General features: G+C 49.9%; 22 protein-coding genes and 1 pseudogene. 14 read left to right on the top strand and 9 right to left on the bottom strand.

Annotated elements, in window-relative coordinates; all coding sequences use genetic code 11:
* Positions 1-137: 137 nt before the first annotated feature.
* The 6 genes and pseudogenes from istB to METLU_RS0101365 all read right to left on the bottom strand — a co-directional run bounded on the left by istB (position 138) and on the right by METLU_RS0101365 (position 4,861).
* Positions 138-893 (bottom strand): IS21-like element helper ATPase IstB, encoded by a 756-nt coding sequence (gene istB / locus METLU_RS0101390; RefSeq protein WP_027156662.1) that lies wholly within the window; start codon positions 891-893, stop codon positions 138-140.
* A 44-nt stretch (positions 894-937) separates the two neighbouring features.
* Positions 938-2,313, bottom strand: a pseudogene (gene istA, locus METLU_RS24205) (IS21 family transposase).
* Between the two features lie 497 nt (positions 2,314-2,810).
* A complete protein-coding gene (locus METLU_RS0101380; RefSeq protein ID WP_027156661.1) occupies positions 2,811-3,272 on the bottom strand; it encodes a FlhC family transcriptional regulator in 462 nt (153 codons plus the stop codon).
* Complete coding sequence (locus METLU_RS0101375) at positions 3,253-3,861, bottom strand: STAS-like domain-containing protein (protein WP_027156660.1); 609 nt, start codon at positions 3,859-3,861, stop codon at positions 3,253-3,255. The genes METLU_RS0101380 and METLU_RS0101375 overlap by 20 nt, the downstream gene beginning before the upstream one ends.
* Positions 3,862-3,875: 14 nt before the next feature.
* Positions 3,876-4,526, bottom strand: coding sequence for a FlhC family transcriptional regulator (locus METLU_RS0101370; protein WP_027156659.1), 651 nt, complete (start codon positions 4,524-4,526; stop codon positions 3,876-3,878).
* The gene (locus METLU_RS0101365; RefSeq protein ID WP_027156658.1) at positions 4,523-4,861 is read right to left on the bottom strand and encodes a flagellar transcriptional regulator FlhD; all 339 of its coding nucleotides are present in this window, start codon (positions 4,859-4,861) and stop codon (positions 4,523-4,525) included. Before METLU_RS0101365 ends, METLU_RS0101370 begins: the two co-directional genes overlap by 4 nt.
* A 722-nt stretch (positions 4,862-5,583) precedes the next feature.
* Between METLU_RS0101365 and METLU_RS0101355 the strand changes: the two genes are divergently transcribed.
* The 6 genes from METLU_RS0101355 (at position 5,584) to traN (ending at position 12,184) form a co-directional block, all read left to right on the top strand.
* Positions 5,584-6,177, top strand: coding sequence for a TerD family protein (locus tag METLU_RS0101355; protein ID WP_027156656.1), 594 nt, complete (start codon positions 5,584-5,586; stop codon positions 6,175-6,177).
* 3 nt (positions 6,178-6,180) lie between these two features.
* The gene (locus METLU_RS0101350) at positions 6,181-6,483 is read left to right on the top strand and encodes a hypothetical protein (protein WP_027156655.1); all 303 of its coding nucleotides are present in this window, start codon (positions 6,181-6,183) and stop codon (positions 6,481-6,483) included.
* Positions 6,467-7,036: a S26 family signal peptidase gene (locus METLU_RS24200; RefSeq protein ID WP_051299722.1), complete on the top strand. Its 570-nt coding sequence runs from the start codon at positions 6,467-6,469 to the stop codon at positions 7,034-7,036. The genes METLU_RS0101350 and METLU_RS24200 overlap by 17 nt, the downstream gene beginning before the upstream one ends.
* On the top strand, positions 7,005-8,177 hold the full coding sequence (locus tag METLU_RS0101340; RefSeq protein WP_027156654.1) for a TrbC family F-type conjugative pilus assembly protein: 1,173 nt from the start codon (positions 7,005-7,007) through the stop codon (positions 8,175-8,177). The genes METLU_RS24200 and METLU_RS0101340 overlap by 32 nt, the downstream gene beginning before the upstream one ends.
* 61 nt (positions 8,178-8,238) lie before the next feature.
* The gene (locus METLU_RS0101335; protein WP_231383517.1) at positions 8,239-9,321 is read left to right on the top strand and encodes a TraU family protein; all 1,083 of its coding nucleotides are present in this window, start codon (positions 8,239-8,241) and stop codon (positions 9,319-9,321) included.
* A 52-nt stretch (positions 9,322-9,373) separates the two neighbouring features.
* Positions 9,374-12,184, top strand: coding sequence for a conjugal transfer protein TraN (traN, locus tag METLU_RS0101330; protein WP_027156652.1), 2,811 nt, complete (start codon positions 9,374-9,376; stop codon positions 12,182-12,184).
* 142 nt (positions 12,185-12,326) lie between these two features.
* Here traN and METLU_RS0101325 read toward each other — a convergent pair whose 3' ends face one another.
* Positions 12,327-13,169, bottom strand: a complete 843-nt coding sequence (locus METLU_RS0101325; RefSeq protein ID WP_027156651.1) for a hypothetical protein — start codon at positions 13,167-13,169, stop codon at positions 12,327-12,329.
* A 149-nt stretch (positions 13,170-13,318) separates the two neighbouring features.
* Here METLU_RS0101325 and METLU_RS24195 point away from each other — a divergent pair, with 149 nt between their 5' ends.
* The 3 genes from METLU_RS24195 to METLU_RS0101310 all read left to right on the top strand — a co-directional run bounded on the left by METLU_RS24195 (position 13,319) and on the right by METLU_RS0101310 (position 14,540).
* Positions 13,319-13,606, top strand: a complete 288-nt coding sequence (locus tag METLU_RS24195) for a hypothetical protein (protein ID WP_051299720.1) — start codon at positions 13,319-13,321, stop codon at positions 13,604-13,606.
* A gap of 131 nt (positions 13,607-13,737) precedes the next feature.
* Positions 13,738-14,019, top strand: coding sequence for a type II toxin-antitoxin system TacA family antitoxin (locus tag METLU_RS0101315; RefSeq protein WP_027156650.1), 282 nt, complete (start codon positions 13,738-13,740; stop codon positions 14,017-14,019).
* The gene (locus METLU_RS0101310; RefSeq protein ID WP_027156649.1) at positions 14,016-14,540 is read left to right on the top strand and encodes a GNAT family N-acetyltransferase; all 525 of its coding nucleotides are present in this window, start codon (positions 14,016-14,018) and stop codon (positions 14,538-14,540) included. Before METLU_RS0101315 ends, METLU_RS0101310 begins: the two co-directional genes overlap by 4 nt.
* A gap of 11 nt (positions 14,541-14,551) precedes the next feature.
* On the opposite strand, the gene METLU_RS24190 is transcribed toward METLU_RS0101310, so the two are convergent.
* Both METLU_RS24190 and METLU_RS0101300 read right to left on the bottom strand, forming a co-directional pair.
* A complete protein-coding gene (locus METLU_RS24190; RefSeq protein WP_081678983.1) occupies positions 14,552-15,700 on the bottom strand; it encodes a RelA/SpoT domain-containing protein in 1,149 nt (382 codons plus the stop codon).
* An 819-nt stretch (positions 15,701-16,519) separates the two neighbouring features.
* A complete protein-coding gene (locus METLU_RS0101300; RefSeq protein ID WP_027156648.1) occupies positions 16,520-17,668 on the bottom strand; it encodes a hypothetical protein in 1,149 nt (382 codons plus the stop codon).
* A 569-nt stretch (positions 17,669-18,237) separates the two neighbouring features.
* Here METLU_RS0101300 and METLU_RS24185 point away from each other — a divergent pair.
* From METLU_RS24185 to METLU_RS0101270, 5 genes are read left to right on the top strand one after another with little or no spacing between them, the layout of a single operon-like run.
* Positions 18,238-18,789 (top strand): transglycosylase SLT domain-containing protein, encoded by a 552-nt coding sequence (locus METLU_RS24185; RefSeq protein ID WP_051299719.1) that lies wholly within the window; start codon positions 18,238-18,240, stop codon positions 18,787-18,789.
* Positions 18,773-19,408 (top strand): OmpA family protein, encoded by a 636-nt coding sequence (locus METLU_RS26540; protein WP_051299718.1) that lies wholly within the window; start codon positions 18,773-18,775, stop codon positions 19,406-19,408. Before METLU_RS24185 ends, METLU_RS26540 begins: the two co-directional genes overlap by 17 nt.
* A 1-nt stretch (position 19,409) precedes the next feature.
* Positions 19,410-19,691, top strand: a complete 282-nt coding sequence (gene traL, locus METLU_RS24175; protein ID WP_051299717.1) for a type IV conjugative transfer system protein TraL — start codon at positions 19,410-19,412, stop codon at positions 19,689-19,691.
* A gap of 8 nt (positions 19,692-19,699) precedes the next feature.
* Entirely contained in the window at positions 19,700-20,335 is a 636-nt protein-coding gene (locus tag METLU_RS0101275) for a TraE/TraK family type IV conjugative transfer system protein (protein WP_027156647.1), read from the top strand.
* Positions 20,336-20,347: 12 nt separating this feature from the next.
* The gene (locus tag METLU_RS0101270; protein WP_027156646.1) at positions 20,348-21,430 is read left to right on the top strand and encodes a TraK domain-containing protein; all 1,083 of its coding nucleotides are present in this window, start codon (positions 20,348-20,350) and stop codon (positions 21,428-21,430) included.
* The last annotated feature ends 15 nt before the right edge of the window (positions 21,431-21,445 follow it).

Below are 21,445 nucleotides of genomic sequence, written 5' to 3'. Positions count from 1 at the left end.
GGAAACCATTAGATGTGTGATTCATAGACATTAGATCAAACCCAGAGTTATACAAACTGCGTATTCTGATTAATTTGAACACCGATTCTGGACAATTTGAACAGTTAAAATCCTAACGCATCCGTGGCAGTAAATTTTTATCCCAAGTGTTCAGCTTGGGTCAAGGAATTCAATTTTTTACGCATCGATTCACCTTTCAAATTGATCCGGTGCGCGTTGTGCATGAGCCGGTCTAAAATGGCATCGGCCAAGGTATTGTCGCCGATCGACTGATACCATTGATCGGTGGGCAATTGACTGAGGATGGCGGTGGCGGATTGGTCATGCCGGTCATCCATGATTTCCATCAGGTCATTGCGGGTGGCAGCTTTTAACGGCTCCAGCCCCCAGTCGTCGATGATCAGCAAATCGAAGCTGGCCAGGTTCTTCAGCAGCTTGCCATAACTGCCGTCGGCTTTGGCCTGGGTCAGCGCCAGGATGAGGCGGGAGAGCCGGACATAGCGCACGCTGTACTCTTTCAAGCAGGCCTGATGCCCCAGCGCACAGGCGAGATAGGTCTTGCCGCTGCCGCAGGGGCCGGTCAGCAACAGGTTCTGCGCTTTGCGGATCCAGTCGCACTGCAGCAATGCCGCCATTTGGCTTTGCTGCAACCCCCGGGGATGCTGGTAATCAATGCCTTGGGCATGGGCTTTGAGTTTAAACTGGGCCGTCCGGATCAGTCGTTCCTGTTTGCGTTGCTGGCGTTCCTGGTTTTCCTGGTCGACCAGCAGTTGCAGGCGTTCGGCAAAAGACAGGCCTTCATAGGGGCCAGGTTGCTCCTGTTGCGTTTGCAGGGCTGAGGCCATGCCGGTCAGTTTCAGTTGCCGCAGTTGGCTGAGGGTTTGTGCAATCATTTTTGGGTAATCCTTGGGTTAATCGTTTATGGGGCAAACGGACTTCAGTGAAAACTGTCAGGTCCGCGAATATTTTCATGATCCTGGGGAAGTAAAGAGGTTTGCACAAACATGGGATCCGGTAACTGATCACGGTGACTGAGCAGAATGGCTTTGATGTTTTTCAATCGATACAGGCCCTCCCGATTGGCGAGGGCGCAGGCCCGGTTCAAACGTTCGGGCGGATAGCTACGCTGCAGATTCAGCAAACCCAAACAGACGCGGTAGGCCTGTTCCGGATGCTGTTGACGGTTTAACTGAGCGTTCACCCAGACAAGCGCTCGCCGGCATGAATCTCCACCGGCTCGCCGACGCAGTGATGCGGGACTGAATACCAGTGCTGCTCGTACGGGACATGGTAATCGATAGCGACCCGGACCGTCTTGATCGCAATATAGCGATAGGCATGTTTCGGCAACGGTGCCAGCGCCGGTTGATCCAGTTGCTCGAACCATTGCCGGCGACTGCCCGGCCACTGCTTGAACGGCTTATCGTTCAGTTCGGCCAGCCGGGCTCGGATGCACTGATTCAGTTCGGCCAGCGAGAAAAATGTCTGATGGCGCAGCCGGGCCAGGATCCAGCGCTCGACCAGTTGCACGCCGACTTCGGCCTTGGCTTTGTCTTTGGGCTTATAAGGCCGGGCCGGCAGCACGGCCACTCCGTAATGGGCGGCCAGCTGCTGATAGGCCGGATTGAGCTCCGGCTCATAGCGGCAAGCCTTGCTGACCCCGCTTTTCAGATTATCGGGCACCAACAGTGCCGGACAGCCGCCGAAAAACTCGAAGGCCCGCACATGGCTGCCCAGCCAGTCCGGCAGACTCTGGCTCCAGGTGGCTTCGGCATAGGTGTAACTGGAAGCGCCCAGCACCGCGACAAAGATACTGGCCGGGCGGATCTCGCCGCCAGCGCAGATGATGGGCACGGTCGGGCCGGCATAATCGATGAACAGCTTGTCGCCGGCCCGATGCGTTTGCCGCATGGAGCGCTGCTGCCGCTTCAACCAGTCGGCATAGCGGGCGCAGAACTGCGAGTAGCTGTAACAGCGGTTCGGATACTGTCGGGTATATTCTTCCCACAGCAACTGCTTGGTCACGCCTTTTTTCTTCAGTTCCTGATGAATCTCCGACCACACCGGCTGCTGAAATTTTCTGGCAGGCCGGGCATCGGATCCTGGATATAACCTCAACGCCAGGGCCTGGTCGTCCAGATCATCCGGCAGCGGCCAGCAGAGCTGGTGCTGTTCGGCCAGCTTGAGGATGTTCTGGATACTGCCGATACTGATCTTGGTGCCGGCGCTGATTTGCCGGATGCTCAATTCGGCACTGAGGCGCAGTCGTAAAACTTCTCTGATTTTTCGCATTGCAATTCGTTGGGCTGACATATCCTTTCCAAAAATCGGAACAGGATACTAAGGTTGAACAAAACAATGCGTTAGAAATGATTCTGGCAATCTGAACAGTGATTCCGGCATCTTGAACACTGATTCCGGAAAATCTCCAAAAAGTGTTCAGCTTGAAATCAGAATCAGTGTTCAACTTCGATCAGAATCAGTGTTCAGATTGAATCAGAATAGGTGTTCAGGTTGGGCCAGAATATGCACAAACCACAAACTCTAAAGAGAGAATCGGCTTAGGCTGGTTTTTTATGCCAGTAAAACTACAGTAAAAACTACAGTAGTTTATTTTTCCTCATACTACTTTTAACAACTTTACACGCTTTTAAATGTGATCTATCCTATTGATTAAAGGATGTTATAAGTAGTATGCAGTTTTCTAATAGACTTTAGCCTCGAACTTTTAATGCGATGGTCGTGCGTTCGAATCGCACACGGCCCACCAACAAACCCATATTCGTTCAAGGACTTCGTTACCTAGTCGATTAAAACCTACAAACGCAGCAAAGGTTATATTCTTTATTGATAAGCTTTATGCTGCGGCAATGACTGCAACGCACCAAGCGCAGATCGCCGGAATCATGCCATCCTGAGATAAACCAGGCATCCGAGAAATCGATCAGTGGCTCGTCGTGCCAGACGGCTTTGATGTAAGCGGTATACCGTTTATAGGCATTCATCAACTTCTTACACAGGTTCGATTCGGGCTCCAGACTGTAAAAGAACGTGAACAGCGTAGCTTCCTTATGGCGTGAGAACTTCTTGAAGAAAAACTGGGGCGTCGTTTTCATCGCCCCACAAGACGGCGATTTCTGGTGCATTCGCACATATTCCCGGCGCAAAAGGGCCGGCGGCAAGCCCGTAGCCTTCGACACAATGGAGATGCGCGCCTTGTAAGCCAGCATCTCCAAGGCCAAATGGTACTGATCAAGCGTAGGCTGGCTCATACGTGTCCTCCAGTCCACCCACGACATGCAGAAAAACATCCATTTCATGCGCTTCAAGCGCAGCCAGTTTCGCAGCAAACTCAGGCGTAAACCGGGGCTCGAAGCAAATAACGCCTGAGCCGGCCACCCGTCGGATTTGCTCCATGTCCATGTTGGCGAAAAAATCGATCATGCTGTGGTTGATGCCGAAAATGATTTTCGCCGTGGCCGGATCGTTTCTCGACAACTCCCGCGCCTTGATCAGCAGTTCGCAGGTTAGATCCGAAATCTCGCCAAACGGCCGGACGTCCTGGGCCAAAAGCTTGTCGATATGATCAGTAGTTTGATTACACGCTGTCCGATAGGCGTTTATATGTTCCTCCCGCAGATTGGCAAATTTCAGCCGGGCGCTCAGCGTTTGAGAGCCAAATTCAAGGACTAGCGGAAAGATAAAATCCTGAAAAAAAACAGGCGACAAGTGCGAGACATCGGCAAAATCGATCTCGCACGGCTCTTTTGACAGGTACAGCTCTGTCGATACCAGTTTGGCGAGCCGTGAGCCGTGGGCATTTTTTGTGTTTCGCTTGAAAAACTCCTTCAAAGAAATCATGAGCAATCCTTTTCTTAAACGGCTTCGAGATATAAAGACTTTTTGATCCTGTTGTGACCGCCGCATACCCCAAAATTCACCTTGCGCCATTTCTGGCGCCCGAGCGAATCGATAGTGGCATCGCAGATCGGACAGAACTTGTAGCCTTCCGGGTATTCCTTGATGGTGGCGTAAGTGTAATTACATCGGCCGCAGCTCATTCGACTAACGTCTGACAGGCTGATTTGCCGCTCAATGAACCAGGCACGGTTGATATTAAGCAGCACCGGTTGGCGCCTGAAGGCGAACGTTTCCTCATAGCGTTCATACGCTTCAAGAAAAATTTCCCCTCGCCAGGCATCTGTCTCGGCACGAACCAACGTCTCATGAATGTTGCAATAGACGGAGGCGTGCAGACAATTTTCCGGCGATTTCATGACCCATTCCGGATCGTAGGGCAGTAAGCCGGAACTTGGGCCCTTACCGTGTATTTCCTTATACAGCTGCACCGCTGACGCTTTGGAGATTCGGCAAACAGCTCGCACGATCGTCGGACGCCCCTCCTTTTTTATAATGCCGGTAGCCAGATTCAGCTTTCGTTTCATCCCCAGGATATCAGTCTCCTTGGGCGTTAAACGCAGATGCGTAACGTCTAAAGTATTTTCGCGTGCCAGTATAGCGTTCATTCAGCATGGCCCCCGTTAGCTGAGAATGGGAGGCCAGCGTCTTCCGAGGTCCGCTCGGAAGACGGTGCTTCCGGAATGGGCAATAACGCAGCGACAACATTGGCCGGTATATGATGGGCCGGCGTTTCTGGTAACGGTGATATGGCCAGAGTGGACCGGCCGCAGGCAGCCAGGTCTTGGATCTGATCAAGAGACATATCCGATATTCTTTCCGCATCAGACTTATCCATTCGGAATCGCCAGATGGCTTCAAGAATATTACGTTTAGCACACTCACGAACCAACATCAAAAATTGAAAATTGATGGTGGTTAGATCTCGGTTTATTGCGTTCATAGTTTTGCTCCCTTACTAAAACGAAAGTTACTTCAAGGTTCCATTACAAGCGAATAACAAAGCTGCCGGCTGACTCAAATGGCTTGATTTCGGCGTGGCGGTTTTAGTGGTATATGAGTCTCTATTACCCAATAACTTATTAGAACCTTAAAAAGTGCTTAAATTCTGAATGAAAACACGGCAAAACTAAAGGCCAAAAGATTGCAAAAAACGCAACGATCCGGCGGAAGCTTTGGGAAATACAGCTTTCAGAGTTTTCATCCAATCTATGATAACCACAAAAAAAATAACGCAAGGGGCAAATCGAAAAAAATGCTTGGTACTTAAATTTTTGATCACTGTGGATTTTTTAGATCAGGCCCAAAAATCCGGATTTTTCCTCCCTATTTAACTTCCCAAAATCAAAACAGTCGTTTTTTGCGCGTCTTTCGACCCGATGCAAAATTTTTTTTTCCCGTAAGATCTTCTGCTGTTGAGTTAAAGAATTTTATCGAGGAGGAAAATTGGACCAGTTCGGATCATCTATCGAAACACGGCATTTTGTTTGCCATTGTCAGTGTCATCTTTGCCATCCTGGGTTTGCGCAGCCTGTATTTCGTGCTGGAGGCGCTGACCCGCTATCTGGTTTTTCCAATAAAGACAAGGCAAGTTCACCCGATCTGCCGAATAGTTAAACAAGTTACCCCTTCCACAACTTCTATTTACTTAAGGAGCGAAAGCATATGAATACGCCAGTCATCAGCCTTGAAAAAGGCGAAAACATCAACCTGACCAAAGAGGAACCCAGCTTAAAAAACATCCTTATCGGATGCGGCTGGGATATCAGGGCGTCCGACCAGGAAACCTTTGATCTGGACGTGTCGTTAATCATGGTCGGCGCTGATGGCAAAGCCAGCAGCGAGCGGGATTTGATCTTTTACAACCCCGCCCACCAGGTTTCGGTTTGCGGCTCAGTCCGTCATACCGGCGATAACCGAACCGGGGAAGGGGAGGGCGACGATGAGTCCATTCTTATCCAGCTGGATCAGGTGCCAGCCGATAAGCACCGGCTCGTGGTGTGCGTATCGATCTACAAGGCGCTCGAGAAAAAACAAAACTTCGGCCAGGTCCTGAACGCTTACATGCGCGTACTGAATGCTGACACGGACCAGGAAATCAGGCGCTACGACCTGACCGAAGACTACTCAAAGTACACCGCAGTCCTTACCGGGGAAATCTACCGTTACAACGGCGACTGGAAATTTAAAGCCATCGGCACCGGTTTAACGGGCGGACTGCTGGAATTCGTTCGCATGCACGGACTATCGGCAGGCTAGCTCATGAATCCACTATCTCCCGTCAAACTGGTCATGTTGTTATTGTCTTGCGGCTTCTGCGGCGCATTAGGCGGCTATTATGCCGCCGCCTTTTCGCCCGTCCCGGCCCAGATCGCCGTTGTCGATGTGCAGACACTGGTTAAAAAAGCCGTGGAAAACAACCAGGCGCAAACCGAAGACGATGCCAAAGCGCTCATGACCAAAATCAAGTCAGCGACCCAACCCCTAATCGAGCAGGGCATTGTTATTTTCGACGCCCAATCCGTTCTGCATGCCCCAGAGGAAGCCTATGTCAACATTGAATAAACCGCAGCCGATAAAACAGCCTTTAACCGTTGATCTCTTTATCGAACGCAGCAAATTTTTTGGCCCGATCTTGCTGAACCATTTCAAGAGTCATGCCATTACCTGGGCCTTGTTGGCTGCGCTGTATGGCGTGATTCACGCCAACTACCGGCTGGCCATCAACCAGACTCCCAGCCTGCCTTACAGATTGTTTCTGATTTCGCTGGATGAAAAAGTGGAAACAGGCGGATTGATAGCATTCCGCTGGCACAACGGCGCTCCTTATCCGGACGGCTACATCTTCACCAAGCGGCTGCTGGCCGGCCCCGGTGACATCGTGACCCGAAAAGGCCGGGATTTCACAGTGGTTGACCGCACGCTGATCGGCAAGGAGGTCGGCCTTAGCCTCAGAAAGCTGTTCCCGAACGATGAGCTTCACGAAGGCAAAAACACCCTCCAGCTGGGCAAATACTTCGTCGCCGGCGATCACGAATACAGCCTCGATTCCCGTTACAACCTACTCGGATTAGTGGATAAAAAAGATGTCATTGGCCGCGCCTACCCGATTTTCTAGTTATCTTTTAGCGGCCATGGTGCTGCTGTCGTCCTCAATCGCCGGGGCGGGCGAGGACGATTTTTTTCTCAAACAGCTTATGAAAGAACAACAACCCAACATGAACCGCAGGATTCCCGACTGGCTGAAAACCCAGCCGGCCCAGTTAAGCCCTGTTTTCGAAAAACTGTTGAAAGACGGCAATCAGATTGCAGGCGGAAATGCACAAGTCCCGGGCGGAGATCCCAATAAACCGCAACCCGTCACTGTGCAAGGAAAATGGATTTTTGTGTCCTTTTCAATGCCAGCGCATGAAATCAGAGCCGCCGCTGAAGAAGCGGCCACCTCGAAATCCGTACTGGTATTCCGGGGCGTGGAACCAGGAACCCATACCGGATCGATCACAAAGAAACTGATCCCGATCGTCAAAGACCTGAAGCCGGTGCCGGGCACCGTGATCGATCCCACGCTTTTCACAAGATTCAACGTGAATGTCGTGCCTACCATGATCGAGACGGATGCCGAGGGAAAGACCCGGATAGCGCGAGGCCTGCCCGGCTTTGAGTGGCTCAGCAAGCAGGAGCCCGGCGATCATGGCCAGCGAGGCCCCACCTTTGGGATCCTGGAGCCCGACATGATCGAGGAGATCCAGCGCCGGATGGAGCACATGGACTGGGATAAGCAAAGACGCGAGGCCATGGCCAATTTCTGGAAAAGACAGGATGCGTTCAATTTGCCGGCGGCCGAGAAAAACCGCGACAGCCACGTCGATATGAGCATCGTGTCGACGCAGGCTATTTTCCATCCCGACGGCCGGTTAATCATCGCCAGAGGGGATAGAATCAATCCGCAGGCCATCATGCCGATGCGAAATGTCTACATTGTTTTTGATGCGACCAGCCAAAAGCAGGTGGCGATCGCCAAAAAAGCCGGCGATGAAGCGCTCAAAAAGCACAAGCCCGTTATTTATCTGTTTTCACAAATCGACAAGGACAGAGGCTGGGATCACTTCAACGAGACCGGGGATGTCTTGAACGGCCCGCTGTACAAGCTGAACCAGGACATGATTAACCGCTTCAAGATCCAGGCGCTGCCTTCCGTCATAGAAGGGGAAGGCGATCATGTGGTCGTCAGGGAAATCGCTGCCCGGGAGCTTCATTGAGATGAGAACAATCACTTCTACCCTACTGCTTCTGTTTGGAATGATTGCAAGCTGGGACACCATGGCAGTCGATCCCATCAATACGACTGAAAGCCAGTCTGTTTCCGCTGAGAAATTGCTGTGTCCCGATGCGGACTTATGGGGCAAAAAAATGATTACCGGAGTGTGCTGGACCTGTTTGTTTCCGGTAAGGCTCCTGGGTTTTACCATTTATGACGACGACAATGATCTGCCGGATGATGTGGCTGAGCAGAGCTTTTGTTTCTGCAATGACGCCGATGGCATCCCCTCGCTGGGCGTCACCGGCGGCGCCTGGTTGCCGGCCAGGCTGATTGAGGTCGTGCGTAAACCTTACTGCTCGCCGGCACTGGGCGGCATTTCATTCAACAACAGCGTCCGTTTGTGGGGTGGGCATAAAGAAGTAGAAGGCGACGGTACCGACAAGACCTTCTACAACTACCATTACTGGGCTTTCCCTTTGTACGTGATGCTGGACCTGTTCGTGCAGAATAGCTGCAATGCCGGCGGTTTCAGAAACATGGACATGATGTACATGTCGGAAATCGACCCGACCTGGAACGTGGACGAGCTGGCCTTCTTCCTGAATCCGGAGGCCGTGGCGTTTGCCAATCCGTTGGCGGTGGCGGCCTGCGCCGTGGATTGCGCGGTCACGACGGCAACACAGCCGATGACCTCCTTGTGGTGGTGCGCAGGCTGCTGGGGCAACTTATACCCGTTCACGGGCAATATCGCCTCCGATGGCTCACCGGTCAGGGACAGTAGCCTGCTTTCTGCGAGAGTGCTGGCTGCCCTGCATCGGCGTGGCCTTGCTCACAAAACCTACGGTAATGACGCGCTGTGCAGCGGCACCCTCTATCCCATGATTCCCAAGCAGCAATACAAGATGAGCATGCTGTTTCCGGTGACCGAAGCCAAAGCGGAAAAAATCAGCACGCAGGAAACGGATGCCGAAGGGCATACCCGCATAGTGGAGAAAGTGGTTCCTGGTGAGAATTGCTGCCATTACCTTGGAGAGACGCCGTTCACGTGGGGCGAGTGGCGGAATATCCCCGGCACGGGCGAAGACTTCGTTTACCTGATCTGGCGTTACACGGATTGCTGTTTGACGGACCATGAAGACTAATCCGGCACCCCACCTTCTTCGCTCAACAGATTAAGATTAAGAATAGACAGCCATGCAAAAAATTACAAAAGCCGTCGCAGAAATTCTCATCGTCTGCATTTTCCATAATTCGGTTGCCGTATTTTACATTGCGGCCCGATTCGCTTTCTTTACGCCGTTTCCAGCGTTTGCGGACGCCTTCATAGACAAGGCGGTTGAAGGCGAAGCGCTTGGCGGAACCCTGATGTCCGAGTTTACGATACCGGATGTCAATGCCGCAACCGGGGAAATTACGCTGACCAACGGACCGGTGGCGGGCCAGAAGATCCAGCAAAACGAGATGTTCCAGGAGATACAGCCCGGCTCGATGGATGCGGCTGCAGCGGCCTACGGTAATTCGGCGGCTCAGGGTACTTACGTCAACAATACCATCAACTCGCTGTCCACAGGATCGTCCACGCATGCTTACGCCTACCAGACCCTGATGGGCGCCAATACGGCGATGCCGAACATCTACAACGACCCGATCTGGCAACAATCGGATGCGGTGCTGTCCCGGCAGTCGCCTTTGATCGACGATCTGTTCAGCGGCTGCACTAAAACCACGAACTGGGCCGAGACCTCCTGCCCAATCCATGTGGAAGACCTGAAAACGTGCAAAAAAGTCTTGGGGAACGAGACGTGCAAAGTGACGCGCGCGGTTTCCTATACGCCGATCATGGGCTTCGGATCAGGGAACGGCAGGATTGCCAGCTGCGGATCGGGGTGTACGTATTTGCATGTAGGCCCTGATACGAATAATACCCTGGCAGGGGATTGCGCGGTCTTTAACTGGAACGCGAGTTATGTGGTGATGCGTCCGGATGCCATTATCCAGGTCACGATCGATAATGTTAAATATGACGATTACACGCGCATATACATTAACGACACCTTGGTTTATACCGGTGGGACAGGATGGGGCGGTGGAGGTTGCGAACTCGGTGAAAGTTGGGTCGAGAACCCCGGCACCGATATTACTGCCGCGTTTAAAAATGCGGCTCAAGGCGGAACGGTTGTGGTACGGCAGGAAACGCTGGTCGGCGGACTGGGCGAGGCCGCCGCGACGTTAAAGGTCATGGCCTCACCGGATCTTTCCGAGCAATTCATCGACAATCCGCCCGGCTGCAGGGAACGCGTGTTTAATGCATGGCCGCCAGGCTGGTCGCCTCCGCTCTGGTTTCCGACAGATTCGCTGAATGATCAAGCCTCGACCGATTGGTGGCAGTGCCTGGATGCATCGAATGATCGCGTGGTAGGCACGGTAACCATTACCCCCAAGGAATACGGCGCATTAGCGGGGCCCATACTGCCCGATCCGCCGGCATCGCCGCCCGCGCCCATTTGCTATCAGGCGGAATCGCGAGTGCCGAGCTCGCATGTGATCGAGCCTTGCTATACCGATTACCAGGGCTATGAAATATGTCCTGAGTACGATTATCCGCTCAGTGCGCATGATACCTGCGAGTCACTGGCAGCCAATCCGTCCTGTGCCTATGTCAAGGAGGAATGCACTAAAAACGATGCCGGGAATGACCGTATAGATACCCTTACCGGCGCCTGCAAGGAATTTATCGTCACCTATGATTGCGGCACTGACCATGAAGCCACCTGTGATCTGTCTAATAACGGCGAAAAAACCATTTGCGATGCCCAAATACGCTGCATGGGCGGCGAGTGCGTTGATCCGCCGCAGGAATCCAACGAAGATTTCATCAAGGCGGCCACAGCGCTTCAGACGCTGAACGAGGCGCAAAAGGCCAAGGATTGTGATCCGGCATCGAGCGAGTGCGAGCTGTTTAAAGGGGAAGCCTTGTGGTGCCAGATGGCGGACCTTTCCATTCTGGGTAACGTCGATTGCTGCAACATGCCCATCCAGGGTAGTTGGATTGATTATATCTGGCTGGCCAAAAATACATGGGATATGGCCGATACGTCCGTTGAAGTCTATCAATTTGGATTGTCGAATGCAGGTACTGAGGCCGCTTCCGGCGCCTGGCAATTACTGGCTAACGGCACGGTATTTCAGACTCCGGTCAACATGATAGCCGATACCTATACCGCTATAACCCAACCATTCTCATCCATGTATGATTCTGTGCTGTCCATGATGGGTGAAAATCTGCTTACCGATTTATCGATGGAAGCAATCAAAAACCAAGTGGCCAATTGGCTGGGTCACTGGATAGCATCGACATTCGGGGAAACGGCCGCCTCCACCTTGCTTACGGCGACAACGACAGGAGCTGGAGCAGCCGTACAAACAAGCTATACAATGGCAGGCTCAATGTTGTCCTCGATTATGACAGTTGTGGGCATCATTTACGCGATCTATCAAATCGCGAAAATGGTGGTGCAACTGATTTTTGCGTGCACCGAAGAAGAGATGAAGCTAGCTATGTATAAAGACCAAAAAATGTGCACCAAGCCTGATGAGATTGGGACGTACTGTTCAGCGGATACATTCTTCGGGTGCGTGGCGGAAAAGCAAGCTTACTGTTGTTTTACCAGCCCTTTTGCACGCGTGTTTCAGGAGCAGGCCCGGAAACAGCTGAGTATGAGTTTTGGTCTACCACGCGAACCCAGTTGCGACGGATTCACTGTTGACCAAATTGCCGGTCTGGATTTTGACCAGATGGATTTTAGTGAATGGATCGATATGCTCAAAGTGGCCAATGTCATGCCGCTTAACAGTACCGTGGCGGAATCGCTATACAGTTCTGGAACGGTTACTACGGGCAATTTACCGAACACACAAACCAACAACGTGCAGGATCGGTTAAATACCCAAACCCAAGGATCAGACATTGACGCTCAACGGCAGTATTTGTTGGACCATATGTGATTATTGTCCACTTTTCAGTCAATTCGACTGAACAATAGGAAGAGTGCCGGACAAAAGGGACCCTCTCACAGAGTTATCCACAGATTTTGTGGATAACTCAATTTACCGACTTCCTTAATTCAACAAGAAAAATGCCAAACTATTATTTTATGACTAACTCATATTTACCACCTTGGGTTAGTGAATAAGGCTTCTCACCTTTTTTTGTGATGCGAAAACCCACCCACTCCGGAAGTTTGGCTGAAATCCGCTGGTAGAATCCTGGATAATCGAAATCAGGAATTTCCTGACCTTCTACAAAATGCTTTTCATTTTTGTCGTATTCCTTGGTGATTTTTACAAATCTTATTTTTTCCCTGAAAATATTTGTGTACCAGTAAATTTCTCTGCCGCTATTCCTCGCTTTTACTATTTCTCCTTCCCATTGCCCTGCACTTTGGGTCGGTATGGGACCGCTAATTTGGCATGACCAGTTTTCGCACAACGGACCATCGACGCGGATCCAGCGCGGCCTGGACACCCTGCCAAAAGCATAGTGATCATCGTATTCGACAATTTTAGTCTGATATGTTGGAGGCAAGGCTTGAATAATCGCTTTTTCCATCAAAGCGCTCATTTTCAACTGGGCGTCATCCTCATCTTTCGCATAGGTCAGCGGCATGGCTATTATAAGATAGTTGTCATTGTCCGGCACGATACTAGGTCTGGAGGGCCCGCCCAGCAGCAGGGCTGCGGCGGCAATCCCCACGCCGGCGCCGTGCGGTAGCGCACCGGGAATAGGGCGGCTAGCCGCGGCCAAACCAAGATTCGTTGTCCGGGATGCAAGCGACTTACCTCCGCCGCCTGCGCTTGCCGTCGTAGGCGTGGGTTTGATTCTGGCTTCCGGGTTAAATGGATTCTGTGCGTAAGGTTTGAAGGTTCCGCAGCCCGAAATTAGGCAGGCAGTAAGAAGGATTGCGAAAGCGTTAGTCCGTGATTGAGTCATGTTGCTGCTCCATTAAAAAGAGATTTCTTAAGATACTCTTAAAATATCTTCTCAAACACCGACCAAAACGCAAAGAAAAATCAAAACAGGCGTTTTTTGCGCGTCTTTCGACCCAATGCAAATTTTTTCGGCGGATTATCATATCCCGCATGAACAAGAGCATCATTTTACTAATTATCTTACTACTCGCTTCAGGCCGAGCGCATTCTAATCCGACGCTGGAAAACAGCGTCTGGGGACGCGCTGCGGCCTCGGCCGGCGTTAATGCCACTACGCTCTACAGCATAGCCGTCCAGGAAAGCGGCATGCGCTTGCGTGACGGCGCCTTCAGGCCCTGGCCTTGGACCCTCAATGTCAATGAAAGGAAAAGCGGCATCAAGGCAGGTCCCCGACGTTTCGCCAGCAAGGAAGCGGCTGCACGAGCGCTTCAGGACTGACTAACAGATGATATCGTGATAGTAAGTCACTCAATGATTCCACAGGAATCCCTAAGCTATCACAATTCATTGTATTGAGGTTTTCTATACAAAATTGTATATTAATATGATATACAAATTGGAATATGACCATGTCACATATACGAACCAAAGAAGCCGTTTCCATAAATATCCGTGCCAAAGCTAAGCAGCGCGATCTCATCGATCAAGCTGCGAACCGTTTAGGGCGTAGCCGGTCTGATTTTATGCTTGAAGCAGCCTGTCGTGAAGCGGAAGATGTACTGCTAGATCAAGCTTTTTTCTCAGTCGACGCGGGCACATTTGCTAAATTTCAAGCACTTCTCGACCAACCGTTACCGCCGACTGATAAATTACGCCGGTTACTTAAGACAAAGGCTCCTTGGGATAAATGACCGAATTTAATCTCAAGCCGCCCTCGCCGATCACAGTTGATCAAAAGTTAACAAATTTCGACAGTGGTGAATTGTCCCTGAACGAATGGCTTAAAAAACGTGCGTTAAAAAACCAAGCGACTGGCGCTTCACGCTGCTTTGTGGTGTGTTCCGGAACGGTTGTCATTGGCTACTACAGTTTATCCGCAGGCGCTATAAGTCATGAAGCCGCGCCAAAGGCGATGAGGCGAAATATGCCTGACCCGTTGCCGGTCATTCTGCTTGGCAGGCTTGCCGTCGATAAGCGTTACCACAACAGGGGTATCGGTCAGGCATTGTTGCGCGATGCGCTATTGCGGGCAATCAACGTCTCCGGGGATGCTGGAGTGTTCGCCATACTCATTCATGCCCTTACTGACCAAGCCAAACAGTTCTATCTGTCGCGCGGCTTCGTGGAATCACCTATACAACCGATGACTCTCATGATGACAATTGAAACAGTCCGGTCAATTCTGGCAGAGTCAGTATCGCAGATTGCTTAGTTCAACTGCATCTAATATTCGGTTGTATGCTTTTTATTGTCTGACTCATCTGAGAAAGTATTTCGTTTATTTTTTGGGGCAGAGGCATTTGTTATGAATAACAAGTATTTCAAAAAATCTGTTGAATCAGCAAAGTAGTTCGGGTAGGCCTCCTTAATACCGCCAACCGCTGTAGTAGAAACAAGCGCTACAACAATGCCATTTTTTTCAGTTGCTCGTTTTTCTGCATCGATATACATCTTCTCAGCATTTTTGTTTGCACTATCTTTAAAAAAAATTGTTTTAACTTCCTGTTTTGTTGTGTCGACCTCAACTAAGACGTAACCAGCTTCTGAATTTTTTTCGAGATGCCCGTCAACTATTTTGAGTGAATGAGTAAAGGCTTCAAATACTTCGACTACCCCTAATTTTTCAGAATATTCCCGAGTAGCATCAAAAGATTCAATAGCTTCTGGATTTGCATTCAATTGTTTTACATATAATTTATATTTTTCTTTATCCTCAAGCGCATTAAACAAATGAATACTTTCCATCACAGCAAACTGTGCGCTAACACTTGAGAAAAAACGTTTCCAATTTTCATCTCCTCGATTAGACTTTAATGCTTGACCTGTAAATAGATCAACAATTTCCAAAGCTGTAGCCCAATCATGCTGAATATTTGTCCTTAGCTGGACTTCTATATCTTTCTTGTCTCCATGCTCATCTTTAAATTGACCAACTATATGATACCCTCTGTAACCATCTTCTTTTGGATTTACTATATAATCTTTATACCGGATCTTTCCTTGTGAATTCTTAAATTCAGGCCTCCTTTTTAGCTCTCTTGCTACTTTATATAGCTTTTTGGGGGTTGAAACGATAGCCCTACATCCTCCAATATCTTGCATGTTCTTAAGTTTCATTTGCTTAAATCGTTTTAGCTTAAGAACAATAGAAACATATCTCTTCAATCGTTTTGCAAAGATGGCCGTTTTATCTATTTTTAACGTTATTTCCCGAAGAATTTCTAATGCTTCCCCAAGAGGCACCTCATGACTAAAACGCCAATATGACAAAATGTCCATTGCTCGATCGAATTCGTCAGCACTGTTAATAATGTCGCCCTCAAGGAATTCACCAGCTTTAATGACTTGTTTTCCTGTATATTTTTTATTCATAAATTCAGTCCATTGATAAACGCAAATTGCGATATATTCGGCTTTGTCCTGTAAATTGGATAGGGTGGTCGCAGGTGATAGTAAAGAGTGAGCTTAGTCTAGATGCCAACTCATAAGATATGTGTCGCTCACGCAAGTCCTCAGATTGTAAAATTACATATTGATCGGCTGCTATAAGCCAAAACCAGCAGCCGTCTAAATTTGATGTTATTTATAAGGCTAAATTAGTCAGCGCTAACTCATCCATTATGCAATAAATGACTAAAGAAGTATGTCGGTTAAAGATTACAAAATTGAAGATCGCTACTTGTAAAGGTGGTTTTTTACCTGAACTGGCGATACAATAAAAATTGTAATAGAGAACTGCTACAAAAGTTCTCTTTGTTATTAGTAAAATGAGCTATAAATCAATAAGTTAGAAAATAAATTGCGAAGTCTCTGTCTCTCCACCATTTCACAATTTCCATTCAGAATTAGTCGCTTACAAGATTTCCAAATCAAAAAAGTTAACAGGTTCGTCAACAGATCATTGAGTGAAAAAACACGCAAAGACTGCCGGCAAATCCTCACGTGTTTCTCCAAATTTTTCTAAGCCAAATAACGCCTTTGATCTTTGCGTATTGTGCTAGCTGATCTTCAAGAGTTCTCTCAGTATCAACTGTCAGTCTCGAAACAAAGCATAGCTTATGCATTGCCTATTATGGATGTAGAGAAAATACACAAGTGTTGTTTCAATAGTATGCATCTATCAATAACAAAACTCTCCGTTATCCTTACAGGTCTTATCAACTGGAAATTAGCAGCACACAATCTTCACTACTAGTTTGATGTGGATGGCACTCCTGGAGGGACAGTAATGCTTGCTTCAGGGATAGGGGCATAATTAGTTAAGCTAAACACCCATGGATTAGAGCCGGGCACTAATTCCATTTCGGCACTTACAGTCTGTTGGTCAATGCAATTCTGTATTAATCTTACACTGTGCAGATGCAGTTTGCCGGTTTCAGGTTCAAACTCCACACTAGACGAATACGCTGTTTCCAGCGGAGTATTTTCCGAGACGCTCTCCAGTACGAAGCCAATGCCAGTGGGGCTACTTTCGAGCGGAACGAGTTTCAGGGTAGCCTTGAGTCTTTGATTGTCGATTAGATTGCCAATAACAATAATTGGAAGTGATAGAACATTATTATCGTATGAGTAGAAGGCATCAGATGTAGTCCTTGCCCGTGCCTTGAAAATACGCTCTTGCGTTGCCGGATATAAGTTAAATACCATTGGATCAGAGCCTTCGACTAGTTTCATCTGTACAGATACAAATTGATTATTAATAGGGCAGTCGTCTAATAGCTGATCTACTACGGGTAGAATTACTTGTTTCCCTTTGTCAACGGTATAAAGCAACTTTCCAGTAGAATCATAATAAGCCCAGCTTTCATTAGGCAAAACAGTTGCCGCATTGTTCGAATCCGCCGTGGTCAGCTCGGCGCTTTCCAATACGAATCCATAACCCACCGGACTGCCCTCGTGTGGAATGCGTCTCAGAGTGGCTCTGAATTTTTGATCGTCGACCTTGACGACCGGTACTGTCAGCGTTGACCCGTCAAAGAAAGCGTTAGAAGTAGATATTCTCGGGAAACCAGCCTTTTGCCACGCGAGCATAGCAGCTTTTTGTTCTTCATTCAGCGCTGGAATACTGCTGGAAACGGGCGGCATTGTCATTTCTTCAACGGCCTTGTCGATAATACGATCTGCGTGTGGTCGCGTTGCCTTGTAGGTATCAAAGTTAATTTCAGGCGGAGCGCCATTACGGTCTGCATCGACCTTATCAAATGAATGGCAGGCTAGGCAGTTGGTAGCCAATACCTTGGCTCGAATGCCGTCGGGACCTTCATATACCGGCTCAATAGCTAAAACATGGCTGGTGGCAAGATAAGAAAACAACAGGACTAATGATTTTTTTATAGTCATAGGTTCATCTTTATGTAGGCTTGAAATTGAAAGTCATGACCATAGGATATCTAACATAAAAGATCATGGTCATAATTATGATGCAACTAAATGCGGAGGTTAAGTATGAGCTCGCCATTTTACGTCAATTAAGCGTCACCGTGTGAATCGGCATCCACTCACTATCTTCCACTTTCAGCTTCTAACTTTTATCCGATTGAAAATGAACTGTTGCTGAATCTACTCAGTTTGGTTAATTCAGAATGGGTGTAACGTTTTTGATAATGAGCAAAGCTATCTGGATTCTTCGCTTAAGCTTTGTTCGTTTTTTTGGTGTCTCTCTGATCAAACGGATTTTGCGCGTAGGGTTTGAAAGTGCTGCAGCCTGAAATCAGACGTACAGTGACGAGGATTACAAAGGCATTAGTCCATGTTTTGGTCATTTTTTATTCCGCTAAAAGACAATTCTTAAATTTTTCTTAAAATATCTTCGCAAACACCGACCAAAACGCAAAGAAAAATCAAAACAGTCGTTTTTTGCGCGTCTTTCGACCCGATGCAAATTTTTTCTGCGGATTATCATATTCCGCATGAACAAGAGCATCACTTTACTCATTATCTTACTACTCGCTTCAAGCCGGGCGCATTCTAATCCGACGCTGGAAAACAGCGTCTGGGGACGCGCTGCGGCCTCGGCCGGCGTTAATGTCGCCACGCTCTACAGCATGGCCGTCCAGGAAAGCGGCATGCGCTGGCGTGACGGCACCTTCAGGCCCTGGCCTTGGACCCTCAATGTCAATGAAGGGAAAAACGGCATCAAGGCAGGTCCCCGACGTTACGCCAGCAAGGAAGCGGCTGCGCAAGCGCTTAAGGAAATGCTCAGCAAAGGCGTGACGAACGTGGATATCGGGCTCATGCAAGTCAACTTCTATTGGCACGGCCACAAGGTGTCCAGCCCCTACGCCCTGTTAGATCCCAAGACCAATATCACGGTAGCGGCAGGCTATTTGAAGTCGCTCAACAAACATAACGTCAGCAAAACAGTCGCCGACTATCACGCGCCGTCGAATCCCGCGCGCGGCAAAACCTACGTCCAACACGTCAAACATTACGAGAAGATCATCCATGAAAAACTTAAATAAAGTGCCGATCGCACTATTGGCCAGCCTGGCGATAGGCTGCTCGACAACCGGCGGCGGCCCTTTTAACCGGTCGGGCGATGACTGCGACCGGATAATAGTGACGGCCTATTTGCCGCCCGTGGTCGCCGAACTGAACTACAAAAACATTCAAGGCTCCCGCAATCAGGTGATCGTGCAAAGCGGCTTCCAGCATGCCCTGTCCGTCCCTGGGCCGGAAACGCTGCAACCCGTCACAGAACCCGTGCAGTCCTTTGCGCTGCCACCCGTGCCGAATGCCGTTCCGGACACCGAAACCGTTCTTTTCGCCTTTGACCACGCTTCTCTTGATCCCGTGGAAATGGACAAGCTCGATCATCTGTTCCATCGGATTGAAAACGCCCACTTGATGCACATTCGCATCGAAGGCCATACCGATAGCAAAGGTTCCGCCAGGTACAACCAGAAACTGTCGATCAAGCGGGCCAAGGCCGTCAAAAACTATCTCATTCAGCGCGGCATTCAAGCCAGTAAAATCTCGATCGAAGGCCTGGGCGAAAGCGATCCGGTCGTGCCTAACGATACCGAGGCTCACCGCATCAAGAATCGCCGGGCGGATCTGATTCCTTTCGTGGGGAATTAAGATGCGTGACATTCCGAATTACATAGATGACCCTCAACAAATCCTGTTCTGGGAGTTCGACGAATTCATTCTGCTGGCCATCGCGTTTGGCGTCGGCATCATGGTGAATTATCTCGGCGTGCTCATTCTGTCAGGGCTCGCCGGCATCAAAGTGTACCGGAGAATCAAGGACCGGCAGGCGAATGGCTTTCTGCTGCATGCGCTGTACTGGTATGCCGGCTTGGGCTGCGATGAGACACCGCCGACCTCCAGACCCCTTGCCTTTATTCGCAGATTCTTTTAGGACTCCCTATGCACTATAAAAACTTCGCTTCAACCTGGCTGAGCCTGCAAGCCTCAAATCGGTTCCTGAAAATCGTTTGCCTTGCTCAACTGACGCTGCTCTTGATAACCCTGATCGGCTGGCTGAAAAAAGACACCGCGGTCATCTTGATACCGCCCAGTCTCTCAGAGCAATCAGAAATCGCCAAAAACAAGGCATCGGAAGGTTACAAGAAAGCCTGGGCTATGTACACGGCCACCTTGATCGGTAATGTCACACCGGAAAATGCCGACTTTGTACTGGATTCATTCGGCAACATGGTGACCGGCGAAATCCGTTCCCTGGTCGCCGAACAAGTGGCGCAGGAACTCGACACGCTCAAGCAGGAAAAAGTGACATCCAGCTTCGAGATCGTGCGCGTCACTTATGAACCGGAAACCGACAAAGTGTTCGTGACCGGCCGCAATGTGCTGATGGGGGCGGGCGGAAAATCATCGCCTACCGAACAGACCTTCGAGTTCAAGATCGACGTCAAACAATACTCGCCGATTATCACGCAAATGGCCTCATATCAGGGCATGCCCAAATTGCTCAGTGTACTGCAGAAGGAAGAGGCGAGGCGGAAAGCGGACGAAGAACGTCAAAAACAAATGCAGAAAAAATAGGAGCGACCCCGCATGCAAGTTAAAACACTGATTTTCTCGATGGCCCTGGCAACAACGGCGCTGGCGAACGACATGCCGCCCGAGCTGCCGTTTCAAGCTCAGGACGGCTCATCACTGACACCCTATCAGGATGGCGAGGCAGGCGATCTGGGCGTGAGCGACAGCAAGCCAGCGCTGCCCGTCCCCCCCGCACCGGATACAGCTCCGCCCTCTAGCGGCCAAGTCATCAACGGCACGCCGGAGACGCCCACGGTTGCCCAGCCTGAAACGGTCGAACCTGCGCCCAGGCCAAAACTCAAGAAAAGACCGAAAATCCTTGATAAAGCGCCGACTGCCCAAAAAGCCCAAGCCGAGATGAATGTCCCTGACAGTGTGCCGGGGCTGCAATCCGGCATCACCCTTAAGCCCAAACCAGGGCGCACGGAGAGCGTGATCATTGCCAAAGGCCGGTTGAACCGTATTGTCACGCCTTATCCCGAGCCGAAAGTGCTGACGGTTGATCCGGTCGAGACCAAAATAGACGGCTCGGCCGTGTACATCGCCACTGATTCCGAGGCACCGGTCAGCCTGTTTATTTCTGATACGGAAACCGGCAGCGCGACTTCCCTGCAGCTGGCGCCACAGGACATGGCCATGCCGGTCGAAATCCGGATCGAAGGCGGTCCCGTCCAGGCCAATTCCACCGAAGCGGCCTCATCCAAAACCGACAAGCTGTTTCGGCAAGACACACCGTATATCACGGAAATGAAAGCCATTATGCAAAACCTGGGCAAACAGCAGATCCCGCAAGGCTTTACCCTCGAAGAAGTCACTGAAGAATTGCACGGCATAACTTTCTGTCACGATCCCAGCCTGACTTACTGGCCCGGCCAACTGCTGTCCGGACATGAGTCAAGAATTGTGGTCCTGATTGCCCAAAACAACGGTGCAAGCACGGCAGTATTCGAAGAAGCGTCCTGCGCGAGCGATGACACGATGGCCGTGGCCGCCTGGCCAAAAGTCCGTCTGGAGCCGGGCGAGAAAACAGAAATCTACCTGCTGATGCGCTTGCCCGACGGGAAAAGCGGCGAAGAAATCAGACCTGCCTTGCTGTAAAAAAGGAGCCTTGTT

The organism is Methylobacter luteus IMV-B-3098, from assembly GCF_000427625.1.
Taxonomy (GTDB): domain Bacteria; phylum Pseudomonadota; class Gammaproteobacteria; order Methylococcales; family Methylomonadaceae; genus Methylobacter; species Methylobacter luteus.
The sequence above is the reverse complement of the archived record's forward strand: the minus strand, read 5'-3'. Positions and strand labels throughout refer to the sequence as shown.